This is a genomic window from Lawsonibacter hominis (genome assembly GCF_014287895.1).
Classification (GTDB): domain Bacteria; phylum Bacillota; class Clostridia; order Oscillospirales; family Oscillospiraceae; genus Lawsonibacter_A; species Lawsonibacter_A hominis.
The window spans coordinates 1-22,601 of record NZ_JACOPP010000029.1; the positions used below are offsets into that span (position 1 = coordinate 1).

The 22,601-nt window shown below is 61.2% G+C and carries 24 protein-coding genes; 2 read left to right on the forward strand and 22 right to left on the reverse strand.

Annotation, left to right across the window (positions count from 1 at the left end):
• Positions 1-139 precede the first annotated feature (139 nt).
• The 4 genes from H8S57_RS14405 to H8S57_RS14420 form a co-directional block, all read right to left on the reverse strand.
• On the reverse strand, positions 140-985 hold the full coding sequence (locus tag H8S57_RS14405) for a carbohydrate ABC transporter permease (RefSeq protein ID WP_186908727.1): 846 nt from the start codon (positions 983-985) through the stop codon (positions 140-142).
• The gene (locus tag H8S57_RS14410) at positions 985-1,878 is read right to left on the reverse strand and encodes a carbohydrate ABC transporter permease (protein WP_186908728.1); all 894 of its coding nucleotides are present in this window, start codon (positions 1,876-1,878) and stop codon (positions 985-987) included. Before H8S57_RS14410 ends, H8S57_RS14405 begins: the two co-directional genes overlap by 1 nt.
• 74 nt (positions 1,879-1,952) lie before the next feature.
• Complete coding sequence (locus H8S57_RS14415) at positions 1,953-3,347, reverse strand: ABC transporter substrate-binding protein (protein WP_186908729.1); 1,395 nt, start codon at positions 3,345-3,347, stop codon at positions 1,953-1,955.
• Between the two features lie 139 nt (positions 3,348-3,486).
• Positions 3,487-4,365, reverse strand: coding sequence for an AraC family transcriptional regulator (locus H8S57_RS14420; RefSeq protein ID WP_186908730.1), 879 nt, complete (start codon positions 4,363-4,365; stop codon positions 3,487-3,489).
• A gap of 150 nt (positions 4,366-4,515) precedes the next feature.
• Here H8S57_RS14420 and H8S57_RS14425 point away from each other — a divergent pair, with 150 nt between their 5' ends.
• Positions 4,516-5,436, forward strand: coding sequence for an acetylxylan esterase (locus tag H8S57_RS14425; protein ID WP_186908731.1), 921 nt, complete (start codon positions 4,516-4,518; stop codon positions 5,434-5,436).
• A 353-nt stretch (positions 5,437-5,789) separates the two neighbouring features.
• Here H8S57_RS14425 and H8S57_RS14430 read toward each other — a convergent pair whose 3' ends face one another.
• The 14 genes from H8S57_RS14430 to H8S57_RS14495 form a co-directional block, all read right to left on the reverse strand.
• On the reverse strand, positions 5,790-7,805 hold the full coding sequence (locus tag H8S57_RS14430) for a serine hydrolase domain-containing protein (protein ID WP_186908732.1): 2,016 nt from the start codon (positions 7,803-7,805) through the stop codon (positions 5,790-5,792).
• A gap of 572 nt (positions 7,806-8,377) precedes the next feature.
• Positions 8,378-8,872: a VOC family protein gene (locus H8S57_RS14435; protein ID WP_207723818.1), complete on the reverse strand. Its 495-nt coding sequence runs from the start codon at positions 8,870-8,872 to the stop codon at positions 8,378-8,380.
• A 7-nt stretch (positions 8,873-8,879) separates the two neighbouring features.
• Entirely contained in the window at positions 8,880-9,767 is an 888-nt protein-coding gene (locus H8S57_RS14440; protein ID WP_186908734.1) for a beta-keto acid cleavage family enzyme, read from the reverse strand.
• 35 nt (positions 9,768-9,802) lie between these two features.
• Positions 9,803-9,976, reverse strand: coding sequence for a hypothetical protein (locus H8S57_RS14445; RefSeq protein ID WP_186908735.1), 174 nt, complete (start codon positions 9,974-9,976; stop codon positions 9,803-9,805).
• On the reverse strand, positions 9,977-10,642 hold the full coding sequence (locus tag H8S57_RS14450; RefSeq protein WP_186908736.1) for a 3-oxoacid CoA-transferase subunit B: 666 nt from the start codon (positions 10,640-10,642) through the stop codon (positions 9,977-9,979). It lies immediately after the preceding gene.
• Entirely contained in the window at positions 10,632-11,339 is a 708-nt protein-coding gene (locus H8S57_RS14455) for a CoA transferase subunit A (RefSeq protein ID WP_186908737.1), read from the reverse strand. The genes H8S57_RS14450 and H8S57_RS14455 overlap by 11 nt, the downstream gene beginning before the upstream one ends.
• An 8-nt stretch (positions 11,340-11,347) precedes the next feature.
• Complete coding sequence (locus H8S57_RS14460) at positions 11,348-12,127, reverse strand: HpcH/HpaI aldolase family protein (protein WP_186908738.1); 780 nt, start codon at positions 12,125-12,127, stop codon at positions 11,348-11,350.
• Positions 12,124-12,564 carry a cupin domain-containing protein gene (locus H8S57_RS14465; protein WP_186908739.1) on the reverse strand — a complete coding sequence of 147 codons (441 nt, stop codon included), beginning with the start codon at positions 12,562-12,564 and terminating at the stop codon, positions 12,124-12,126. Before H8S57_RS14465 ends, H8S57_RS14460 begins: the two co-directional genes overlap by 4 nt.
• Positions 12,565-12,579: 15 nt before the next feature.
• Positions 12,580-13,485 carry a DUF6282 family protein gene (locus H8S57_RS14470; RefSeq protein WP_186908740.1) on the reverse strand — a complete coding sequence of 302 codons (906 nt, stop codon included), beginning with the start codon at positions 13,483-13,485 and terminating at the stop codon, positions 12,580-12,582.
• 5 nt (positions 13,486-13,490) lie between these two features.
• Positions 13,491-14,417, reverse strand: a complete 927-nt coding sequence (locus H8S57_RS14475; RefSeq protein WP_186908741.1) for a flavodoxin family protein — start codon at positions 14,415-14,417, stop codon at positions 13,491-13,493.
• A 15-nt stretch (positions 14,418-14,432) separates the two neighbouring features.
• Positions 14,433-15,716: a TRAP transporter large permease gene (locus tag H8S57_RS14480; RefSeq protein WP_186908742.1), complete on the reverse strand. Its 1,284-nt coding sequence runs from the start codon at positions 15,714-15,716 to the stop codon at positions 14,433-14,435.
• Positions 15,713-16,237 (reverse strand): TRAP transporter small permease, encoded by a 525-nt coding sequence (locus tag H8S57_RS14485; RefSeq protein ID WP_186908743.1) that lies wholly within the window; start codon positions 16,235-16,237, stop codon positions 15,713-15,715. Before H8S57_RS14485 ends, H8S57_RS14480 begins: the two co-directional genes overlap by 4 nt.
• Positions 16,238-16,354: 117 nt before the next feature.
• The gene (locus H8S57_RS14490) at positions 16,355-17,464 is read right to left on the reverse strand and encodes a TRAP transporter substrate-binding protein (protein ID WP_186908744.1); all 1,110 of its coding nucleotides are present in this window, start codon (positions 17,462-17,464) and stop codon (positions 16,355-16,357) included.
• Between the two features lie 59 nt (positions 17,465-17,523).
• Positions 17,524-18,195 carry an NIPSNAP family protein gene (locus H8S57_RS14495; protein WP_186908745.1) on the reverse strand — a complete coding sequence of 224 codons (672 nt, stop codon included), beginning with the start codon at positions 18,193-18,195 and terminating at the stop codon, positions 17,524-17,526.
• Between the two features lie 298 nt (positions 18,196-18,493).
• On the opposite strand from H8S57_RS14495, the gene H8S57_RS14500 reads away from it, so the two are divergent.
• Positions 18,494-19,273 carry a GntR family transcriptional regulator gene (locus H8S57_RS14500; protein WP_186908746.1) on the forward strand — a complete coding sequence of 260 codons (780 nt, stop codon included), beginning with the start codon at positions 18,494-18,496 and terminating at the stop codon, positions 19,271-19,273.
• A gap of 47 nt (positions 19,274-19,320) precedes the next feature.
• On the opposite strand, the gene H8S57_RS14505 is transcribed toward H8S57_RS14500, so the two are convergent.
• The 4 genes from H8S57_RS14505 to H8S57_RS14520 all read right to left on the reverse strand — a co-directional run bounded on the left by H8S57_RS14505 (position 19,321) and on the right by H8S57_RS14520 (position 22,426).
• The gene (locus H8S57_RS14505; protein ID WP_186908747.1) at positions 19,321-20,190 is read right to left on the reverse strand and encodes a LysR family transcriptional regulator; all 870 of its coding nucleotides are present in this window, start codon (positions 20,188-20,190) and stop codon (positions 19,321-19,323) included.
• A 136-nt stretch (positions 20,191-20,326) separates the two neighbouring features.
• A complete protein-coding gene (locus H8S57_RS14510) occupies positions 20,327-20,884 on the reverse strand; it encodes a Fe-S-containing hydro-lyase (RefSeq protein WP_186908748.1) in 558 nt (185 codons plus the stop codon).
• A gap of 1 nt (position 20,885) precedes the next feature.
• The gene (locus tag H8S57_RS14515; RefSeq protein WP_186908749.1) at positions 20,886-21,719 is read right to left on the reverse strand and encodes a fumarate hydratase; all 834 of its coding nucleotides are present in this window, start codon (positions 21,717-21,719) and stop codon (positions 20,886-20,888) included.
• A gap of 20 nt (positions 21,720-21,739) precedes the next feature.
• Positions 21,740-22,426: a GntR family transcriptional regulator gene (locus H8S57_RS14520; protein WP_186908750.1), complete on the reverse strand. Its 687-nt coding sequence runs from the start codon at positions 22,424-22,426 to the stop codon at positions 21,740-21,742.
• Positions 22,427-22,601 lie beyond the last annotated feature (175 nt).

The window sequence follows — 22,601 nt, forward strand, 5'->3', positions numbered from 1 at the left end:
TCCAGCTCAGTGTGCCGGTCTTAAACTGTCCAAAAAGCGCAAACGGGAGCTTTTGCTCGTTGCGTAGAGATATTGGCTGATTTTTGGGTCCTAACTTTTCATGTTTACTTTACAGTGCCGAAAATACGGCATGAAAACCCTACTTGATGGAACCCTGCGCCAGACCGCCTGCGATCTTCTTCTGTATGAGCATGAAGAAGATGACGGAGGGGATCACCACCATGGCGGAAGCTGCCATCATAACGCCCCAATCCAATACCTCCTGGCCCTCCAGGGACTTCAGCGCCACCGCCACCGTCATTTTTTCGCTGGAGTTCATCAGGATCAGGGAATAGAGAAACTCGTTCCAGGCGTTGATAAAGGTGTAGATGGCCACCGCTACCAGTCCGGGGGCCACGATGGGCAACACGACCCGGCCGAAGACCTGCAGCTTGTTGGCCCCGTCCACCCGGGCCGCCTCTTCGATCTCCAGCGGCACCGTTTGAAAGAAGCCCACCAGCAGCCAGATCGCGTAGGGGACCGAGAAGGACAGGTACACGATAACCAGGCCCACCCGGCTGTTCATCAGCCCGGCCTGGCCCATGATGATGGAGTAGGGCACCGCCAGCAGGATCGGCGGGAACATGTAGGTGGTGATCAGGACACGGGTCATGATCTTGCCGAATTTGGGGAAAAAACGGACCACACCGTAGGCCCCAAGCGCGGAAACCGTGATGGCAATCAGAGTAGTGGAGACCGCTACAACAATACTGTTGCCCATATTGGATCCAAAATGGAGCTGCCCAATCACGGTGCGGAAATTATCCAGGGTGAGCGTCTTGGGAAAAAAGGCCGTGGGATCTCCGATCATTTCCCCTTTGCCCTTCACGGAGGAGAGCAGGATCCACATCAGCGGAAAAGCTGCGACGATGGCCAAAACCGTCAAGTAAAGATAACTGACGGTATCACCGAACCAGCCGCGCTTCAGCAGGCGTTTGCGTCCCATCAGGCCCCCTCCTTTTCCCATTTATCCAGAATCTTAAAATAGAACATGCATACAATCAACAGGAAGATCAGCAACAGTACTGTGACGGCCGAGGAACGCCCCAGCTGCTTCAGGCCCCAGCCCACGTTATAGGCGTAGATGGGCACCGTCTGGGTCAGGTTGGCCGGCCCGCCGCCGGTGATGAGGTAGATCGTGTCGAAGTTGTTAAAGACCCAGATCGTGCGCAGCACCACCAGCAGGCCTACCACTACCCGGATATGGGGCAGTGTGATATGGACGAACGACTGCCACGGCGACGCGCCGTCCAGCTGGGCGGCCTCATACTGGTCCTTGGGGACCGTCTGGAGCGCGGAGAGCACGTTGACCATGATCAGCGGCGCGCCGAACCAGATATTGATGAACACCAGCGTAGGAAACACCAGCCCTCCGCTGCTGAAGAACTGGGGCGCGCTTTGGCACAGCCCGATCTTTACCAGGAAATTGGGCAAAAAGCCGGATACGCCGTTTAAAATCCACTTCCAAGACAGGGCGATGACGATAGAGGGGAACGCCCAGGGGATAATCAGCAGCGTACGGTAGATCCCCCTGCCGTGACGGATCCGCTCCAGCGCCAGGGCGGCGGTAAAGCCCACGACGATCTGTCCGATCAGTGAGACGATCGTCCACCTCACGCTGGTCAGGAAGGACATCCAGAAGTCTTTGTCTGTGAGGATCTTGATGTAGTTATCAAAGAAGACGAAATCATATCCGGGTTTGATGAGGTGTTTGGAGGTGAAGCTGTAAAAAATACTGGAAACCACCGGATACAGCAGCAGCAGGCCCACCACCAGCAGCGCCGGCAGGATAAAGCAGAACCCGGCAATCTTCGTCCGATAGCGGTTGTTCAATCTCATAGTAAACCCCCTCTCAGGAAACCGGCGGGGGCGAGTGGTCGCCCCCGCCGGTTGTTCGGGTCATTTATCCGTGGTCAGCCAACGGTCTCAAACAGGTCGTTGAGCTTATCCTCGGCCGCCTTCGCCGCCTGCTCCACAGGTGTTCCGTTGATGACGATATCCTGGAACATGCTCTCGATCACGCCCTGACTGGTCAGCAGACCTGCCTCGGGACGGGGGCCGTTTTCCATACCGATGGCAGTCCCCTCGCCCACAGCCTTGCTGATGACGTCCTTTGCATGGGAGAACTTCTGCACCATGGGGTCGGACAGGAACTGCTCGTTATCGGCGATCTCCTTCAGCGCGGGCAGCATACCCACGGGGACGGACAGCAGGAAAGGCACGTAATTCTCCGGCTCATACAGATATTTGATGAACGCTTCGCAGATCTCGGGGTGCGCGGAGTTCTTCCAGATGACCATGGGGATGTTGGAGGTCTCATAGCCTACCTGGGGATCGCCCTTGTTGATGGTGGGCATGGGGGCGCAGTCGATCTGGTCCAACAGCTCGGGCGCGTTGGTCTCCACACCGCCGATCTGGAAGCCGGAGTTGTAGTCAAAGCAGATTTTTCCGGTGTAGTACAGCGTGGCCTGATCCAGCACGTTAAAGTTGATGGAGTCCGTGGGGGAACAGTCTTTGTACACCTTGACCCAGTAGTTGATGCCGTCAATAGCGGCCTGGCTGGTCAGATTGGCCTTGCCGTCCTCGGTAAGCAGGGTCTCGCCCGCACTGCGGACATAAAAGTTCAGGAAGCGGGTGGCCATCATATCGTTGGTGCCCATAGGGACGGAAGTGCCGTAAGCGTTGCCGCCCTCGCCTTCGGTAATGATCTTGGACGCCTCGTAGAGCTCATCCCAGGTGGTGGGGACCTCCAGATTGTACTTCTCCAGCAGATCCTTGTGGTACCACATAACCTGCGCGTGGGAGTACAGAGGTACTGCGTAGCAGTGCCCGTCCTCGGCGGTCATCTCGACAAGGGGGGCTTCATAGAAACGGTCCCGGCCCATGGAATCGATCAGGTTGTCCATGGGGATGATGGCGTCGGCGTCGATCATCTCTACCACGTGGTTGGGCAGCGCTGTGGACATATCGGGCACATTGCCGGAGGCCAGGCCGGTGGTCCACTTGGTATAGAAGTCGGCCCAGGAGAAGGTCTCGATCGTGATCTTCACGCCTGGGTTGTCGGTCATAAACTGGTTGGCGGCCGCCTGGATGGTCTCCAGCCGGGGCCCTTGGGTAAACGAATGCCAGAAGGTGATCTCACCCTCCAGCGCGGCGGGTTCGCCGGAGCCGGTCTCCGGAGCGCCGCCGGTCTGAGCGGTTGCGGGCGGCGTATCGCTGTTGCCGGAGGGAGTGGAGCTGTTGCCGCAGGCGGCAAGGCAGGTGAGCAGCATCACGCTGGCCAGGAGCAAAGACAGTGCTTTTTTCATAATTTCCTCCTTCACTTCAATCGGCTTTTTGTTGGTTTTGTCTGCACCCTCATTATAAAACTCCCCAGTGTATTTCATAGAGCAAAAATTACCAAAAGATAGCATAAAACGCTTATGATATAATCGTTTTATTTCTTCCTCAGGCGCGGGACGCCGCGCGGTATTCCTGAGGCGAGACACCGAAGACCGATTTGAAGATGCGGGCAAAGTAGTTGGCGTCGTCAAACCCGACCTCATAAGCGATGGTGGAAATGCGCTCGTTGGTGACCAGCAGGCGGCGGGCCGCCGTCATCATACGCAGGTCTTTGACAAAGGCCCCGGGGGACTTTCCGGTGTGCTCCCTGAACAGCCTCCGCAGGGAGGAGGGACTCATATCCGCCATCCGGCAGAGAAATTCCGAGTCGAAGGGCTCCGACGGATGGGCCACCAGATAGTCCACCACCACCTGGATACGGGGGTCCCGCTTGATGGAATGGGACCGGTTCTCCCGGCGGCGCAGGCCTTCCACCGAAAAGTCGGCCTCCGGCAGCTCGCTCTCTTCGACCCGGGCTTCCGGCGTCCGTTCCACCAGCCAGGCCAGGATGAGCTCCAGGTTGCCCCGGATGCGGAAGAGCTTTCCGGAATTCTGGGTGGTTGCGTTCTGGTACACCTGCTGGAAATACCCCAGCACTTCCCCGTCCGCTCCCCGGGTCACGCGGGGGATGTGGAAGTACTCCGCCAAAAAGTCGCTGCCGTCCAGCTGGACCGTGACGGTGAAGCGGATGGAGATGAACTCGAACTCCTCGCCCAGGGCATGACACTCCAGCTGGCAGCCCTCAGGGATATAAAAGATCTCGTTCTCCCCTACCAGGTACTCCTCCCCATTCACCCGGAACACCGCGCTGCCCTTGAGGATATAGCGCAGCATGCAGTAGGGCACGTAACTCTCCGGGTACGCCCATCCCCTGCGGAAGACATACCGATCCACATACAAAAAGATCAGGCGCATGGAAGAATACAGCGACTGTGGGATATGCATCGTTTCCCCTCCCTCCATCGGACAAAAAACGCAGTTTGTAACCGTTTCATGCTAATTATAAGCGAACTATACCGTTGGGTACAAGTGAAATTGCTGTTATAATAAAGAAAAAACGCGCATGAATCGAATGCAGACTGGGAGTGAGCCGCTATGGAAGCTGTAACAGGTTACTACCCCGCGCCGGAGCAGGTGGATGCCTGGTGCGATGCACTGCTGGAGCGGACGCGGCAGGTCCGCGTACAGGGCGAATGCCTTGCGTACGACCCTCTTACCGAGCCCTTCGGCAACTGCCCCAATACCCTGGTCAACCGGTATGTGCGCTTCACGGCCTCCGACGGGCGCAGGGCCTTCTACGGCTACTGGCAGCCCGCGCTCAAGACGCCGGCGCCGCTGCTCATCAACCTGCCGGGATACGGTGGATTTATGAGCCTGCACCCCCAGCTCTGCGACCAGAATTTCCATATTCTTCACGTCTCCCCTCTGGGCTACGTGACCCCCTCCGGCGCGGACTGGAGCCTGGCCCTGCCTGACCGGAACTGGCCCGTGCTGCCCAACACCGCCCTGGGCGCGCCGGGCGGCTATGAGGACTGGCTGTCCGACGTGCTGCTGGCTGTGCGCTGGGCGCTGGAGCGGCCCGATGTGCTGCCTGACCGCCTGTCCTTCTTCGGTACCAGCCAGGGGGGCGGCGGCTCCCTGCTGCTCGCCTCCCTTCTGGGGCCGGAGCGGGTGCGCTGCGTCTGCGCCGACCTGCCCTTCCTCACGGACTTTCCCCACACCGGCCTGAACGGGGAGGCGTACGGTCTGCTGCGTCCGGTCCGGGGCCAGGTCGAACCGGAGGCGTTCTGGCGCCGTCTGGGCCTGGTGGACACCGTGAGCCATGCCCACCGGCTGAGCATGCCTGTCATGCTCTCCTCCGGCGGCGCGGACGACACCTGCCCGGCCGCCACGGTCGAACGGCTTTTCTCCCGCCTGCCCGGTACGAAGCAGTACACCTACCTGGAACACCAGACCCACACCCACTCCCGCTCCAGCATGGTCCTCTTCTCCGCCTGGCTCCACCTGTACGCCTGAGGCTCTTTTACAGCGGCCGGTCCTCGATGGGGCGCCTTTCGCCCACCTCGTTCCGCGGAGCGGGCGGCTCCTGGGGCCCGCCGGCCCAGCCGGCGGTCTTCCGGGTACGGCAAAGCGGCCCTGCATGCACATCGCGCAAAGCGGTTTGCATGCAGGGCCGCTGTTTGTCGGGAACGCGGCAGCGTCATGTTTTCAGGAAGCTGCGCTCCGCGGCCCGGTAAACGGCCTGTATCGGGACGGGGTACCCGTCATGCCGCTGTGCCGCTGGGGCAAAGCGTTTCGGCCGCCCGATCCCGGCCGGCAGGTCAAAGCACTCCTGCGCCGCACACGGCGGCCAGCCGGGCGGGTCGCGCCTATCGTTCGGCCATCGTGATCTGGAACCGGAGGCCGGGTGCGCCGGCAAACGCGATATAACCGCCCTCCGGCAGGGTCACCGCGGTATCTCCCCACATCCAGGAGGCGGCAACGGTCTGACCGTTTCCGTCGTACACCGTAAAACCGCCGCCCTCCGGCACCTGGACCTGCATATGCTTTCCGGCGGCGCTCCCGGTCCGATACCAGCGGATGTAACCGTCGCTTTGAATGGTGGAATAGGAGCCCGCGCCGGCATAGATCGCCGGGACGGCGGCCGCGTCCATGCAGAGCATGCCGGAGGTCTGTGCGTACTCCACCCCATCCTGCTCAAACAGACGCACGTTCTGCCAGTCGCGGCCCGCCAGGCCGGGGATGACCGCCACGCCCTCGGCGTAGTTCTCATCCACGATACGGTCAAAGGCCATATAGCCCGGCAGGCTGGCCAGTCCTGCCGCCGGCAGCGCCAGGGCCAGGGCCTGCGAGGTATACTTTTCGTTCAGGCAGAGGTAGATCTTCCCGTTCCGGGCGTCCCAGGCCGCCTGAACCGCCTCCGGAACCGGGTTCTCCTTCAGTTTCTGGAAAACATAGCTGGAGCCCGGCAGCTCGCCCAGTCCGGGCAGTTGGATATAATACTTCTGCCAGAGATAGGTCTCTCCGTTCTCCGCCTCCACGAACCGGACCATGAGGTTCCCCGCCTCGTTTCGGAAGGAGCCGTCGCTGTGATAACGCAGGGCGCTCTCGCCCAGGGTCAGCGTCCCGTCCTCGGTCAGGGCCAGCTGCGTCACCTGGCTGGAGGAGGCATACAGCCCCGCATACGCCAGCAGCTCCTCCGGCATGGCGGCGCTCCGGGCCTGGGGCAGGCTGTGGGCCGCCGTGTCCACGTGCGTCCCCTTCCGCTCCAGGGCGGCGATCAGGATCTGGCTGGCCGCCATCTCGTTATAGGTGCTCACCCCGCCGGAGGAGAGCACGGCGCAGGACAGGCCGTATTCCGGCAGCACCACCAGACCCCCGTGATACAGGGTGGTGTCGCCCCCTTTGACCAAGGCCCGGATATCGCTGTAGGCAAACGGATACCACTGTACGCTGTCCCAGCCCAGCCCGTAGGCCATCGCGTCCTCAACGTCCTCAGGCCACAGGCCCCCGGCATACTCCGGCGCGGCCATGGCGTCCAGAGACGCCTGGGCCAGCAGCTGCGTGCCGCAGAACAGCCCGCCGAACGCGGCCAGATCGGACGCCGTGGCGTAGATGCCGCCCGTCCCGTGGACCCCAAGCGTCTCCTGCGGCAGAGCGCGGTCGCCGCTGCCCAGATAGGTCCTGGCCAGACGCGCCGGGTCAAATGGATTGCCGGGAAAATAAGTGTCTTCCAGCCCGGCGGGCTCCAAAATGGCCTGCTGCACATATTCATCGAAGTCCATGCCCGAGACCGCCTCCACCACCAGCTGGGCCAGCGTAAAGCCGTCGTTGCAGTAGACGCTGAACGCTCCGGGGGACGCCTTGAGGGTCTGGGTGCTCAGCCGCTCCAGCAGCGTATCGGCGGCCGTTTCGTCCGGGTCGTTGAAGAGAACGCCGCTGGTAAAGGTGGAGCCCATCAGGCCGGAGGAATGATTCAGGAGCATCCGCACGGTAATCTCCGCAAAACGTTCGTCCGCCATTTTGAAGTCCGGCAGGTAGGTCTTCACCGGCGTATCCAGGGCGAGACTTCCCGCCTCCGCCAGCTTCATGACGGCCGCCGTGGTGTACATCTTGCTCACCGACCCCACGCCGTAGAGGATCTCGTCGGTGAGGGCCCGGTTCTCAGTACGGGAGTAATTCCCCCGGTGGCCGGTGAGGATGATTGCTCCGTCCTCCCACAGGGCGTATTGGACGCTGTCGGCCTGGCCGTACTGCATGGCCAGTTCCGCCGCCTGATCCGCCGACGCGGCCAATCCGCTCTCCTGGGCCCCGGCGGGCAGCAGGGTCAGAGACAGGACAAGGCACAGGGCAAGCGCCCCGCAGAACATCTGTTTTCGTTTCATTGCGTCTCCTCCTTTTCATGTTCTATCATAATGCGTATGAAGCGAAAGCGCAAGCGAAACCGCCGTTCGGTCCCGCCTTCCGGTATTATCTTATACCCTCCACCCGGTGGAAGGTCAAGTCCCTTTCCCCTGAAACAGCAGCACCGCGTGTTCGCCTTTGGCGAACACGCGGTGCTGCTGTTTTGGAGGAACGCGGCAGAATCATTTTTTCAGGACGCTATACGGTACAGCCCGGCAAAAGGCCTGTATCTGGGTTACGATACCGGTTATGCCGCTGTGCCGTTGGGAGGAAAACGTCTCGGTCAGTCCGATCTCGGCCATGGTTTGCGCTCTCCGTTCAGAACGGTGTGCCGCAACTTCATTCTACCGGATCTGCAAGCCATGTCTCTTTTTAGCCCTTTTTCAATTTGCGCAACTTATCGGGGCTGTTGACAAAGTCCCTTATCGAAAAAGCAAATAGGTTTTTCTTGCTTGTTTGTTGTTATTTACTATCAAATATATGCTATTTGATAAACTTTTTGCAAGGCCATATTTTTGAAAACAGACTTTGTCAACAGCTCCCTTATCTTACCTTATCGAAAAACGCTCGATTCTGTTTGCCGCGCAGCGGTCGGGAGCGGCGGGTGAGACGCGGTCAGCCCCCCGGTTTCCGCTGCCGGCGTTTGACACTGGATAAATTCGATTAGAATGCCGTTATTGTCCCGCACAAAGCCCATTGGCTTTCCCTTGACGACCTGCTCCATCACCACGTCCGCGCCTTTCCTGCGCAGCTCGGCCAAAAGCCCCGGCACGTCCTCGTGTGCAAAGCAGATATGCTTGGTCCCCTGGGTGCGGATATCGTCATTGGGCGTTCTGCGCCCGGGCGGCAGGGGGAGGGTGCGCCGGTGCTGGAACAGCTCCAGCTGGAAGCTGCCGTTGCCCAGAAACGCCACCCGGCTCTCCAGCGCCGGCATCTCGGCGTCGGACAGGAGGGTAAAGCCCAGCATCTCCCCGTACCACCGGACCGACGCCTCAATGCTTTCCACGCTGATCCCCAGGTGCAGCGGGCGGAGCGCCGTACCGTCCACCGTCACCTCAGCCGCACCGGTCGGGGCGGGCGCTGAACTGGAGCGCGTAATCCATACAGGCCTGACGGCTCCGCAGGCCCAGCATGGCCCGGGTCTCCTCCGGGGTGGCCGGGCGCTTGTTGTTCAGCTCGATGATCCGGCGGGTCCGCTCCACAAAATCCACATTGGAGCTGGCCTTCTGTCCGGCGTCCAGATAGATATTGTCCTCCATCCCCACCCGTACGTGGCCGCCCAAGGCCAGGGTGGCCATCAGAATGGTCAGATGGGCCTTGCCCACGCCGAAGGCGCTCCAGGTGGCGCCGGGCGGAAGGAGGTTTTTCATGTACACCAGGTTTTCCACCGTGGCCGCCATGCCGTTTTCCATCCCCAGCACCATCTGGAAGTGGGGGGGGGACTTGATATATCCCTGCTCTATCAGGCGCAGCGCGGTATACACCATCCCGGTGTCCATGACCTCGATCTCCGGGCGGATGCCCAGCTCCTGGGCGCGGCGGCCCAGCTTCTCCAGGAACGCCACGCTGTTATGGAAGACGAAGTCCCCCTTTACGTTCATGGAACCGGCGTCCATGGTGGCCATTTCGGGGATCAGATCCAAGGGGAGGATGCGCTCGTCGTCGGGGACGCCGAAGCCGCCCGCCGTGGTCATGTTGATGACGATATCGCACTTTTCCCGGATGAGCGCCACGCTCTCCCGGAATTTTTCGTACTCCATGCTGGCGTTGCCCTGGTCGTCCCGCACGTGCAGGTGCACGACCGAGGCGCCGGCCTTCCAGCACTCATAGGTTTCGGCGGCGATCTCCGCCGGGGTCACCGGCAAGCCGGGGCACTTGGCCGCCGGCGTGGAGGAGCCGGTGGGGGCCACCGTCAGGATGACCCGGTTGCTTAAATCACTCATTCTGTGTTCAATCCTTTCGCATCCGCGGCGCAGATTCAGCGGACGGATTTGATGCCGTACTTGCGCCGGAAGGCGCGGAACCGGCGGGCCGGCGGCAGCGGGATGGGAAGGTCTCCCACCGGCCGTGCGGGAAGCAGCTCCGGCAGGAGGCGTATGCCTGCCCCGATGCGGAGGAACCGTCCGCTTCCGTCCCCGGCTGCCTGCTGCATTCAATCGACCATACGGCCCACCCGGGCCGGGACGTGAAGGGGCGCGGCCGTCTTGGCCTGCACCTCCTCCAGCGTGGCATGGGGCGCCAGGGCACGCAGCACAAAGCCCTCCTCCGTCACGTCGATGACGGCCAGCTCCGTGACCACCGTGTCCACCTCGCCCTGACAGGTCAGGGGGAGGGCGCACCGCTCCACCAGCTTGGGCGCGCCGGTCTTGGTACAGTGCTCCATGGCCACGATGACCCGCCTGGCGCCTGCGCACAGGTCCATGGCGCCGCCCATGCCCTTCAGCGCCTGTCCGGGGACCTCCCAGTTGGCCATATCGCCGTTCTGCGCCACTTCCATGGCGCCCAGAACGGTCACGTCCAGGTGGCCCCCCCGGATCATGGTGAAGGACAGGGCGCTGTCAAAGCACACCCCGTCGTACAGCAGGGTGGAGGGCCGGGTGTCCGGGGCAATGAGGGTGTAGTCCTCCTCCCCCGCCGCCGCCAGCGGTCCGCCGCCGATGGTGCCGCATTCGGTCTGGATCATCATGCCGGAGTCCACACCGATATAATTGGCCGCGTGGGAAGGGATGCCGGCGCCCAGATTCACCAGGTCTCCGGGGTGCAGCAGGGCCACTACGTTCCGGGCGATGAACTCCCGCAGTTCCTGTTTATCGCTCAAAGAACTCGCCTCCCTTCGGGATGGGGACGATCAGGTCCACGAAGATACCGGGGACCATGACCTCGTTGTCGGCCATCTCCCCCACCTCCACGATGCCCTGCTCGGGCACCTCCACGATGACCATGTCGGCCGCTGTGGGGATGACGGTGTTGTAATTGCGGCTGGTGTGGCGGAACATCAGGTTGCCCATCTTGTCCGCCTTCTCCGCCCGGAGAATGGCCACCTGGGCCCGGATGGGCAGCTCCAGCAGATAATCCCTGCCGTTGATGTGCAGGATCTGTTTGCCCTCGGCCACCGGGGTACCGATGCCGGTGGGGGTCAGCACGCCCCCCAGCCCGGCGCCTCCGGCGCGGATACGCTCCACAAAGGTGCCCTGGGGCACCGCCTCCACCTTCAGGGTGCCCTCCACCTTCTGGCGGCCCACCTCCGGGTTATTGGCCGCGTGGGTCAGGGTCAGGCTGCGGATCCGCTTATCCCGCAGCAGGCCCGCAAATCCCAGCTGGAAGGGCTTGTCCGCAGGCGCCACGCCGGAGGTGATGATGTCCAGCTCGGTGCAGTCGGTCTCATACAGCCATTCATACAGCAGGGTGGGATAGCCCGCGGAGCCAAAGCCTCCCGCCAGCAGCGACATGCCGCTGTGAAACTGCTCCAGGACCTGCTCCTTGGCGGCCAGCTTATTGTGCGAAAGCTTGCTCATGGCTCACCTCAGCGATAGGGTGCGAACACATCGCGGCTGACCTGCCGAAACGCGTTTGCGATCATGCCGCTGTCGCTGGCGTAAGCGAGATAGGTGCAGCCCAGGTCGACATACTTTTTCACCGCGTCGGCGTTGCCGCAGAGCATTCCCATGGCCTTGCCCCCGGCCAGGCCGCGGCGGATCACGTCCTCGATGACGGCCGCCACCTCAGGGTCGTTCAGCTTTCCGGGCTTGCCCATGGACATGCTCAGGTCGCCCGGGCCCACAAAGAGCACGTCGATCTGGGGGATGCGGCACAGTTCCTCCACAGCGGCGGCCATAGCCATGGACTCCACCTGCACCACGCACAAAGAACTCTCCTTCTTGGTCTCCAGATAGCTCTTCTCCCCGGTCCAGCAGCCGTACTGTCCCGCCCGCAGGGCCGGATTGGGGCTGCGCGTGCCGCCGGGGAAGAAGACGGCCTCCTGCGCGCACTCCGCGGCGTTCTCCACCGAACGGATGCTGGGGATCTGTACGCCGGTGGCTCCGCTCTCCAGGCCGTGATGGACCTGCCAGGGCTCCGGGCAGGCGATGCGGGGAATGGAGGCCAGGCCGGCCAGCTGGCACGCCCGGATCATATTCTCCAGCTCCCCATAGCTGTAGCTGGAGTGCTCGCAGTCCAGAATGGCAAAGTCGAACCCCGCCCACCCCAGCATTTCCACCAGGTTGGGGCAATTGTTTTTGACAAAGGTGCCGAAGACCGGTTTTCCGGAGCGGATGCGCGCCTTCAGGGTTTCGCTGCGGTTCATTCCTCGCTCTCCTTCACCACGGCGTCGGTGATGGCCTTATCCCAGTTCTTGTGACCCCGGTCACAGATGCGCTTGCTCTGGACCCGGTCGGTGCGCTTGGGGGTAAAGATGTCGAAGTCTACCACGAACATGTTGCCTTTGGCCTCCAGGTAATGCTCGGCGTTGGGGGGCACGACCATGAAGCAGCCCGCGTCCATGGCGTAGGGCACTCCGTCCACCCAGAAATCACACTCGCCCTGGGGGATAAAGATGATCTGCTCGTAATCATGGCGGTGGGGCCCCACCTCGTGGGGCTGACGGATCTCGCAGTACTGCAGGGTCACGTTGGGAGAGATCTGGATAAACTGGATGCGGCCGTTCTGCTTGCCGCAGGCGAATTCGTGCTCCTTGATGTCGTACATCATGGGTTTCTGAGTCTCATACTTCTTCTCGTCCATAATGGAAAACTCCTTTCATGATTCCACGCTCATCAGGTAAGCGGGGATGGTCTTGGTCATACGCTCCAGCACATCGGCGCCGTAGCCCAGCTGCTCATGGATCAGGCTGAGGAATTTGTACATGCCCTCCACCGGCTCCGGAGAGATGGACTGTCCGAAATCCGTGGAAATAAACATCTGCTCCATGGGTACACCGGCGTCCAGATACTGGTTGAACAGAGCGATGGGGTTGAACCTGCTGTCGTCGTTGAAGACCACCGCGCCGAATTCACAGGCGGTCATCTCGATCCAGGCGCCCCACTTGGCCCAGCGGGCGATCACGTCGTGGGGGGCCATAATGGTAAAGCTGGGATGATTGACGACGATCTTCCTGACCCCCAGCTCCAGCGCGGTGGGGATGAGCACGTCGATCTCCTGCCAGGAGATATGGCCGGTGGAGAGCACCAAATCGCCTTTTTCGGCAATATACTTGAGCACCTCCACGCATTCGGGGATGATCTTGTTGTTCCCATCCAGCAGGTAGATAGGCTCCTCCAGACCGGTGGTCGTCATGTTGCCCGAGCCCAGGAACTTGCGTCCCTTATGATCCTCGATGTGCAGACGGGAGGATACGGTCGGCATATACACCATACGGGCGCCCATATGATAGGCCACATCCAGCGCCAGAAGGTTCAGCCCGCCCACGCAGTTGTTGAGGACGATGGAGCTGTAGCAGCGGCAGGAGCCGTCGCCCATATTGTGCTCCACAAGGCAGCAGCCGTGGGCGGAGGGGGCGTAGTGATCCTTGACCAGATACCCCCGGTAGCCCGCCGCCTGGGCATTTTTCATCATTTCCCCCGCGTCCAGCAGCCGTTTGGCGACCGAGGGCCCGGTGTGGATGTGCAGGTCATAGATGCCGTTTAAAATGGAACGCTCCAGCATAAAAATCACTCCTTCGTTGTGCTCGGATCCCGCTTGGGGGGCTGGACGAACACGCCGTCGAAGTCCTCCAGCTCCTGTACCCGCTGCCGGATCCGTTCCCGGTTCTCTCCCGCCTTTTTGTGGCTGGCGGCGATATCGGCGCGGTGGTGCGCATCGCCGGCGGGACCGAACCGGTTGTCCCGCACCTTGTCGGCGTCCCACTCCACCACCAGGGACCCGTCCCGGATGACGGCGGTCCCCTCGGCGTCGCAGTAGGGACAGCCCACCCGGGCGCCGCCTCTGGGCTCCAGCAGGTTGCAGTGACAGGCCGGGCAGACGCCCGAGTCGCCGGCGAAGCCGGCATGCTCCCGGTCCATCAGGGCCTCGCCCACCCGGCGGCCCAGCAGCGCGGCGCGCTCCAGGACCGCTTCGTCCAGCACCACCATAGAGGGGGCGGGGTTATGCCCCACCACGAACTTATCCACGATCACGCTGCCCTTGCTCAGGTTGCGCACCGTCAGATCCATGAGCGGCTCGGTCAGATTGATCCAATCGGAACCGCCCAGGGCCATAGCCGCGCCGATCTTGGGGTGGGTGCGGCAGTAAGTCTGGTACTCCTTACCGATGCCCAGCACACGATTGAGCAGCGTGACCACCGTACCGGTCGGGATCAGGTCGTAGATGGGGGTGGCAAGGATGAGCGCGTCCGCCTCCTTCACGGCGGCGGAGAACCAGGGCATATCGTCGTCCCTGACTACGCACAGGCCGTCGCCTCCGGTGGTCAGGCCGCGCATACAGGTCTCGCAGCCGATGCAGTCGCGCAGCTTCAGATCCTGGAGACGGATGATCTCCAGTTCCGCCCCGCAGACCTGCTTGGCTGCGGCCAGGGCGGTTTTGAGCATCAGCTCATTGTTTCCGCTGCGGCGTCCGCCGCTGAGTCCCACGATTCGCATCGCTCACACTTCCTTTCAGCCCAGATAGCCAAACAGTCTGGGCAGGATCAGCACGATGTCGGGCAGATAAGCCAGCGCAAAGGTGGTGGCAAAGGAGGCCACAATAAAGGGCCAGATGCGCTGGCACAGCGGCTTGAAGCCCACGCCCGACACATTGCAGGTGATAAAGAGCACCTGCCCCACCGGCGGTGTGATCATACCGATGGTGATCATCAGCGAGAAGACGATACCAAAGTGGACCACGTCCATGCCGATCATCTGGATCAGCGGGAACATCACGGGAATAAAGATCAGGGTGGCGGAAGCCATGTCCAGCACGCAGCCCACCAGGACCAGCAGCAGCAGGATCAGGAAAATGATGAGGTACTTGTTGCTGGTAACGGCCAGGATGGCGGAGATGATCAGATCGGCGATGCCGTCCTTTGCCATGGTCCAGGCCAGCAGGTTGCCAAACGCGATGATCAGGAAGATGGCTCCGGTGGAAATGGCGGTACGCAGCATCATGGCGGGGATCTTCTTGAGATCCAGCTCCCGGTAGATCAGGCTGACGACAAAAGCGGCCACACAGGCCACGGCGCCGGCCTCGATGGCGGTGCAGAAGCCGGACAGCACGCCGCCGATGATGATGGCAGGCACCAGCAGCGCGGGAATGGCTTTGACGAAGGAGACGCCAAATTCCCTCAGATTGAACTTGCCCTCAGGCTTTTTGATGTCCATCTTGCGCATGTTGATAAAGACCGTGACGCAGTACGCCAGCGCCAGAATAATACCCGGGATAATGCCGGCAATAAACATATACTGGATGGACACGTCGGTAAGGAAGCAGTAGAAAATAAACATGGTGCTGGGGGGAATGATAGGGCCCAATACCGAGGCGGCGGAGATCAGCGCGCCGGAATATTCCGGGGGATAGCCGTCTTTTTCCAGCTGGGCGGGCAGGATCTGGTTGAGCAGGGACGCATTGGCCTGGGCAGAGCCCAGGATGGCGGCCAGGATGGCGGACAGGGCGATGGTGCAGTAGGCCATGCCGCCCTTCAGGCGCCCGATAAAGCTGCGCAGGAAATCCAGCAGACGGCGGGTGATGCCGCCGCTGTTCATCAGTTCGCCCGCCATGATGAAGAAGGGGATGCAGGAGATGCTGATGATGCTCACACCGGAGAACATGCGGCCGATGATGATATCAAAGAAGGCCGGGTTGCCCATGGTGGTGATGTGGGCGATGCCGAACAGGCCCAGGCAGATGGCGATGGGCATGCCGATGCAGAGCAGGACTGCAAATACGATAATGGCAATGATCATGCCTGTTCAACCTCCTTCCCGGGGGCGGCGGAGCCGACGGCTTTCAGCTCCCTGATCACCTTCAGCAGCTTCTCGATGGCAAACAGCGCCATAGCGCCAAGGCCGACGGGAATGCCCAGGTAGATCCACTTGACGGAGATATGCAGTTCCACGCTGATCTGGTTGGCGATGGAGGGGCGCAGGAAGGAGTCGGCGCCCAGCTTGGTCAGCCAGACCGACAGCAGCAGGATGATCACGGTGCAGACCAGTTCCAGGACCAGCTGCGTCTTCTTCCCCAGCTTCTGGGTCACCAGATCGAAGTTGGTCAGAGCGCCCACCCGGTAGGCGGCCGCGCCGCCCAGGAAGGTGCACCAGACGATGAGGTAGCGCACCAGGATCTCCGACCAGACCCAGTTCTGATGGAAAAAGTAGCGGCGGATGACCTCCACAAAGGTGAGGATCACCATAAACATCATGGCGATGGCCACGATCCATTTCACGATGTTGAACACCACATCACAAATTCTTGAATAGGCTTTCATCTTTTTGAATGTTCCTCCTGTTGATTCAGGAAACACTGATTCAATCAACGGTTCCTTAAGGGTTTCCGCCCTCTCTCTGTCAGGAGAGGGGGCGGAAATCGGACGGTACGGCTGTGCTTACTGCGCGGCCTTGATCGCCTCTACAGCCGCGATGAAGTCAATGATGCGCTGGTCGGTGCCTTCAGCGGTGTACTCGTCGTACAGGGGCTGGATGGCCTCGCGCCAAGCGTCCGGGTCCTCCAGCTGGTAGACGGTCATGCCGTTTGCCTCCAGCGTCTTGCGGTACTCGGCGTCGGCGCCCACGATGGTCTCGGTAAAGAAGGTCTCCATCGCCTCGTCCATGCACTCCTGCATGAAGTCCCAATAGCCCTCGGGCAGGGAGTCCACAAAATCCTTATTGAAGCAGAGGAAGGTGGGGTAGGGGTACATGCCGACCTCGGTGAAGTACTTGGTGACCTCATAATGGCTCTGGACCACGGCGGTCATGTAGTTGACGTCCTCGCCGTTCACGATGCCGTTGGACAGGGCGGAGTATACCTCGGTATAGCCGACCACGATGGGGTTGGCCCCCAGGTCCTCCAGGGCTTCGATCAAAACGTTGGAGGAGGCGGTGCGGATCTTCAGGCCGGCCAGGTCCGCCAGACAGGTGACGGGCTTGTCCACGGTGGCGATATGACGCATGCCCACGTCCACAGCGCCGCAGATGTAGACCGAGCCGATGGATTCCTCCACCGCGTCGATGATGGCGTCCCACTCGGGGGTCTGGAGGGCGGCCCACTCGGTCTCATAGGAGTTGATGAGGAAGGGGAGCTGGTAGACTTCAGCAAGGGTGTTATAGTTGGTATAGGTGGCAATGCCGCCGCCGCCGGCCTCGATGACGCCGTCCATGATCTGCTGGAACAGCTCGCCCTCGTTGCCCAGCACGCCGCCGGGCTGATAATCGAAGGTGATCTTGCCGCCGGAGCGCTCGGTGACCATATCCATCCAGTTTTCATACATCAGGGCGGACAGAGAGCCGGCCTTCCCGGCCGTGGCAAAGGTGAGCTTGACGGCCTCGTCAAAGCTGGGGCCAGTCGTATCCGGGGCCGTGGTTTCCGGGGCAGCGGTCTCAGGGGCAGAGGTCTCGGGAGCGCTGGTCTGAGGGGCGCCCGTACCGGACTGCCCGCCGCAGCTTGTCAGGGCGAATACCATCGCCAGAGACAGAATGATCGCAGTGATTCTTTTCATGATGTTCCTCCTTAAAATAAATTGAGTCTTCCTTTTTACATCCGAAGATGGGTCTCTCATCAGTGGAGCGGGGACATGCTCTGGGTCTCCCAGATCACAGAATCGGTCTCCCGCAGGCGGCTGCCCAGCTCCTCCAGGATCTGGCGGTACTGGGGATCCGCACGCATGGCCCGGTTGCGCTCCATGCGGCTTTGCAGCGTGCGGTAGGCGCGCAGCTCGTAGATACGCTCAGGGCCGCTGTCGCCCGTCAGGTAGGCGATGGTCCATTCCGCGAACTGCTGCGCCCGGGGGAAGAGCTGCTTCTCCACCAGCTCCAGCGCGGCGGACAGCTGCCCGGGCCTGCACTCATAGGTATTAAACTCGAACATGCGCCGCTCGCAGGCCGGGTCGGTCAGCAGGGGATGATTGGGATCAATGGTGCGCAGGGGGGAGAATTCCGTTGGGATCAGCACCCGGCTCTCCTGCTGACGGATCATCTTGTCCGCATCGTTGGTAAAATCGATCTTGGTGCCGCTGGTCAGGTAGCCCTTGCGGCAGGCGTCCCGATGGTCGTGGCTGTCATAGGCGAACCACTGCACCGTCCGGTTGACCACGCCGCTGGAGGCGGTGAACAGTCCCAGGTTATACCCCAGGTGCTTCGAGGTAATGGCGTACCCCTGCTCCCGGTAAAACTTCAGGAAGGGGCGGTAGGTATCCGGATGATACGTATAGGTACGCATATCAATGATCATAAGCAGGTCCTCCTCGTGATAAAAAATCAAATATCAAAAATTTAATATTTGATTTAACTAGATTGTACTGTGGAAAACTGCCGCCGTCAATTGACAGGTTCACCAGCAAATTCACAAAATTTTTATCCAAAACGACTTATACGCAGTTTGAATCATACGATTCATTTGTTGAAATAAGCAACAAATTTTTCTGTTTTTTGTCAGAAGTTTTTTCGCAGGGCTTGTATTTCCCGTGGCAAATGCTATAATAAAAGCACTACATTTGATAAAAAATCAATTCTCAGCCGGAGGTGGCTTTATGGAGAAGGTGGAGTTTGTCACAAAAACCACCTATGCTTACGAGCGGCTCAAGCGGGAGATTATGGACGGAACCCTGGGTCAGGGGGAAAAACTGGTGGTCAACGCCATCAGCCAGCGCTATCAGGTCAGCCCCATGCCGATCCGGGAGGCCCTGCTGAAGCTGGAACAGGAAGGTCTGGTCCAATCCGCACCCCACCGTGGCGCCTGGGTACATAAATGCAACTACGACCAGTTCTATGAGTTGATTCAGGTGTCCATCGCTCTGGAGACCTGCGCCTGCCGTCTGGCGGCCTCTCTGATCTCCGGGGAAACGCTGGAGCAGCTCCGGGGTCTGATGCGCGGTATGGAGAGCGCCGTCAGGAGCAAGGACATCTCCACTTACCAGATCCTCAACGATGAATTCCACATGGGCATCTACCGCGCCTGCGGCAACCGCGAATTGTTTGAGCTGATCCGCAACACCCACCGGCGCACCTACCCCTATACCTCCATTGCGCTGCATTCCATCGGGCGGATGTCCATGTCCATCCAGGAGCACCGGGATTGGCTGGACGCCTTGACGCGGCGGGACGGCGCGGCCTGCGCCGATCTGTGCCGCCGGCAGCGGCTGGAATCCTATTTTTTGTTCCTGGACTTTTTAACGGATTGCCTGGCAGACCCGGAAGACGCGCAGAACAACTACTACCTCTATGGCTACTCCGATACCTTTTTCGGGATGTCACAGGAGGAAATCCGGCACTCCATCGAGCAATACCGCGCCAAAATGGAGATGCTGTAAAAATACCCGGACCCCCGCGCAAGGCGGGGGTCCGGGTATCGCTGTATTCAGGCCTTCAGGCGCTCCAAAAAGCGTTTGGCGGCCGGGTTGGTGTTATCCTGCCGGTATGCCGCCACCAGTACCGCACGGGGCGCATCTGCCTCGTCCAGCTCCAGATAGGTACAGTGCGGGTCCCGGATGTATTTGGTGCTTTTATCCACAATCATCACACCCAGTCCGGCCGCTACGCTGAAAAACGCCGATTCCAGGTTGGGGACCGTCCGAATGCAGGCCGGCGTAAATCCGCAGCGGCCGGTGACCGCGCAGAGCGCCTGTTCCCGGCCGGGGGAGTCCTCCTCCCCGGGGATAAAAAAGGTATCCGACCGAAAATCCGCAAAGCTGCGGTCCAAACGTCCGGCCAGGGGGTGCAGGCGGCTCATCAGCAGCACCTTGGGAAAGGAGGCGACCGGACGGGTCGCCACCCCGGCCAGATTCTCGCAGTCGATATCCACGGTGATCAGCACATCCAGCTTGCCCCAGCTCAGGCGGTCCCGCAGGGCGTTGAAGCTGTGCCGCTCAAATTCCAGGCGCACGTCGGGGCATTCCCGCCGGAACGGTGCGATCAGGTTGGGCAGCAGCGCGTCTCCGTCCAGGGAATCCAGCAGTCCCACCCGGAGCAACCCCTGAGATCCCCGTGCCAGCCGCGCACCCTGTTCCCGCCCGGCCTCGATCAGCCGCAGGGCGCTCTTCAGCGTGACCAGCATGGCCTCCCCCGCGGGGGTGAGGGATATCTGCTTTTTCTCCCGCTCGATCAGCGCAAACCCCAACTCCTGCTCCAACAGCTCAATATGGCGGCTGAGGGTAGGCTGAGAGACAAAAAGCGCTTCCGCGGCACGGGTGAAGTTCATATGCCGGGCCAACGTGATGAAGTACTGCATCTGCAGAGTCGTCGTAATCCATCCCTCCCTGTCCGGATACGCACAGGCGGGCGATCTGTGTTCCGCACCGGAAGCCATATTGGCAGGCGCCATCCCCTGTTTCTGCGTTTCCCTTTCTGCCGGTGCATCCCGCTTCCTACCTTCTTTGCTCCAGATAAGCGGCCCGGCCGGTCTCATAGAGATTATTCCCCTGGCTGTCGATGACCACCGTGAGCGGCAGGTTTTCCACCTCCAGCCTCCGGACGGCCTCGGCCCCCAGGTCCTCGTAGCAGATGAGCTGGGCGGACTTGACGCACTGGCTGAGCAGCGCCCCCGCGCCGCCGATGGCCCCGAAATAGACCGCGCCGGTTTCCCGCATGGCCTCCACCACCGCCGGGCTTCGCTTACCCTTCCCGATCATGCCCAGCTCTCCCAGGCGCAGCAGCGTGGGGGCATAGGCGTCCATGCGGTAGCTGGTGGTGGGACCGGCGGAGCCGATCGCCTGTCCGGGCCGCGCGGGGGAGGGCCCCACATAGTAGATGACCGCCCCCTCGATGGGAAAGGGCAGCGGCTTGCCCTGTTCCACCAGCTCGCACAGGCGCTTATGGGCCGCGTCCCGCGCGGTGTAGACGCTGCCGCTGAGATAAACGCTCTCCCCCGCCCGCAGGGAGCGGGCCTGCTCTTTCGTCAGAGGGGCGGTGATATACTTGGCCATCTCAAAGCACCTCGCTTACATGCCGGGCCACATGGCAGTTGATATTGACCGCGCAGGGCAGTCCCGCGATATGGGTGGGCATCGTCTCGATCTGTACCGCCAGCGCGGTGGTCCGCCCGCCGAAGCCCTGGGGTCCGATGCCCAGGGCGTTGATCTTCTCCAGCAGCTCCTGCTCCAGCCGGGCATAGAAGGGGCTGCCGTTGTGCGTGCCCATCTCCCGCAGGAGGGCCCGCTTGGCCAGCAGGGCGCACTTGTCGAAGGTGCCGCCGATGCCCACGCCCACCACGATGGGCGGGCAGGGATTGGGCCCCGCCAGCTCCACCGTCTCCAGGATGAACTGTTTCACCCCGTCCAGCCCGTCGGAGGGCTTGAGCATGGCGATCCGGCTCATGTTCTCGCTCCCGAAGCCCTTGGGGGCCACGGTGATCTTTACCTGCTCTCCCGGGACCAGTTCGGTGTACACCATGGCGGGGGTATTGTCCCCGGTGTTCACCCGGTCCAGCGGGTCCCGGACCACCGACTTGCGCAGGTAGCCTTCGGTATAGCCACGGCGTACGCCCTCGTTGACCGCCTCGGTCAGCGGGCCGTTGATGTGCACGTCCTGGCCGATCTCCAGAAACACACAGGCCATCCCGGTGTCCTGGCAGATCGGGGTGTCCCCGCCGATGGAATAATTCTCGATGATCTTATCCAGGATATCCTGTGCCACGCTCCAGTCCTCCGCCCGGCGTGCGGCGGCGATGGTATCCTTCACGTCCTGGGGCAGCCGGGTATTGGCCTGGATGCACAGGCGCTGCACGGCTTGGGTGATGACTCCGGCGTCAAGTTCTCTCATATTCGTTCCTTCTCTCGTTTTTACTCTCCTCCGGCGTCCAGGAAGGCGCCGACGATGCGGCGCATATATTCCTCCACCTTCTGCCGGCTGTGCTCCAGCTCCCGCTGCACCGCCTCCTGGTCGTTGTCCACGATAGCCTTCATCAGCATGCGGTGGTGCTCGGCATAGTCGGCGGCGTAGCGCACCGGCAGGACGGTGTTGTTGATCATCCGCTCGGTAAAGGACAGCTGCTCGCTGAGCTTGGCCAGGACGGAGTTTCCTGTGGCGCGGACCAGCAGCTCATGAAATTCAATGTTGTTCTCATACTGCTGGGCCGCGTCGGTCAGCTTGGTGCCCCGGCGGGTGTTCTGCTCCAGCACCATCAGCAGCGCGCGGGGGATGCGTCCCAGAAGCATGCTGCACGCAGAGGCCCGCAGCAGCTCCAGCACCTCCAGCGTATCCAGGCATTCGTCCACGGTCAGCAGGCGGACGATGGAACCGCTGGTACTGCTGGTCTCCACCAGGCGCTCGATCTCCAGCTTCTTCATGGCCTCCCGCACCGGCGTGCGGGATACGTCGAAAGCCTCGGCCAGATCCTCCTCCCGCAGGCGGGTGCCCATGGGCAGCAGTCCGGTGGCGATGGCCTCCCGTACCGTGTAATACAAGGTATCGCTGGCCTGCTTTTTCTCCACCATCTGGGTACGCAGCGCCTGTATCTGCATGTCCATAAACATCCCCCTTTCAGCCTGTAAACCTGATTCTACTTTATTATATACACATCCCGGGTGTTGTCAACGGCGTACGCTTGTATGCATAAATATACGTTCACCTATTTCAGTATAAATGGATATTGGCATGTATCGTTTGTCACCCCCCTATGCGTTCCATATAATAAGGGCATTA

Coding starts and splice junctions, on each gene's coding strand:
- H8S57_RS14405 (WP_186908727.1), bottom strand. CDS start 985: ATGGGACGCAAACGCCTGCTGAAGCGCGGCTGGTTCGGTGATACCGTC.
- H8S57_RS14475 (WP_186908741.1), bottom strand. CDS start 14,417: ATGCGAATCGTGGGACTCAGCGGCGGACGCCGCAGCGGAAACAATGAG.
- H8S57_RS14500 (WP_186908746.1), top strand. CDS start 18,494: ATGGAGAAGGTGGAGTTTGTCACAAAAACCACCTATGCTTACGAGCGG.
- H8S57_RS14455 (WP_186908737.1), bottom strand. CDS start 11,339: ATGAGCAAGCTTTCGCACAATAAGCTGGCCGCCAAGGAGCAGGTCCTG.
- H8S57_RS14485 (WP_186908743.1), bottom strand. CDS start 16,237: ATGAAAGCCTATTCAAGAATTTGTGATGTGGTGTTCAACATCGTGAAA.
- H8S57_RS14460 (WP_186908738.1), bottom strand. CDS start 12,127: ATGAACCGCAGCGAAACCCTGAAGGCGCGCATCCGCTCCGGAAAACCG.
- H8S57_RS14495 (WP_186908745.1), bottom strand. CDS start 18,195: ATGATCATTGATATGCGTACCTATACGTATCATCCGGATACCTACCGC.
- H8S57_RS14490 (WP_186908744.1), bottom strand. CDS start 17,464: ATGAAAAGAATCACTGCGATCATTCTGTCTCTGGCGATGGTATTCGCC.
- H8S57_RS14480 (WP_186908742.1), bottom strand. CDS start 15,716: ATGATCATTGCCATTATCGTATTTGCAGTCCTGCTCTGCATCGGCATG.
- H8S57_RS14515 (WP_186908749.1), bottom strand. CDS start 21,719: ATGAGAGAACTTGACGCCGGAGTCATCACCCAAGCCGTGCAGCGCCTG.
- H8S57_RS14505 (WP_186908747.1), bottom strand. CDS start 20,190: ATGCAGTACTTCATCACGTTGGCCCGGCATATGAACTTCACCCGTGCC.
- H8S57_RS14440 (WP_186908734.1), bottom strand. CDS start 9,767: ATGAGTGATTTAAGCAACCGGGTCATCCTGACGGTGGCCCCCACCGGC.
- H8S57_RS14520 (WP_186908750.1), bottom strand. CDS start 22,426: ATGGACATGCAGATACAGGCGCTGCGTACCCAGATGGTGGAGAAAAAG.
- H8S57_RS14510 (WP_186908748.1), bottom strand. CDS start 20,884: ATGGCCAAGTATATCACCGCCCCTCTGACGAAAGAGCAGGCCCGCTCC.
- H8S57_RS14445 (WP_186908735.1), bottom strand. CDS start 9,976: ATGCAGCAGGCAGCCGGGGACGGAAGCGGACGGTTCCTCCGCATCGGG.
- H8S57_RS14465 (WP_186908739.1), bottom strand. CDS start 12,564: ATGGACGAGAAGAAGTATGAGACTCAGAAACCCATGATGTACGACATC.
- H8S57_RS14470 (WP_186908740.1), bottom strand. CDS start 13,485: ATGCTGGAGCGTTCCATTTTAAACGGCATCTATGACCTGCACATCCAC.
- H8S57_RS14410 (WP_186908728.1), bottom strand. CDS start 1,878: ATGAGATTGAACAACCGCTATCGGACGAAGATTGCCGGGTTCTGCTTT.
- H8S57_RS14425 (WP_186908731.1), top strand. CDS start 4,516: ATGGAAGCTGTAACAGGTTACTACCCCGCGCCGGAGCAGGTGGATGCC.
- H8S57_RS14430 (WP_186908732.1), bottom strand. CDS start 7,805: ATGAAACGAAAACAGATGTTCTGCGGGGCGCTTGCCCTGTGCCTTGTC.
- H8S57_RS14415 (WP_186908729.1), bottom strand. CDS start 3,347: ATGAAAAAAGCACTGTCTTTGCTCCTGGCCAGCGTGATGCTGCTCACC.
- H8S57_RS14420 (WP_186908730.1), bottom strand. CDS start 4,365: ATGCATATCCCACAGTCGCTGTATTCTTCCATGCGCCTGATCTTTTTG.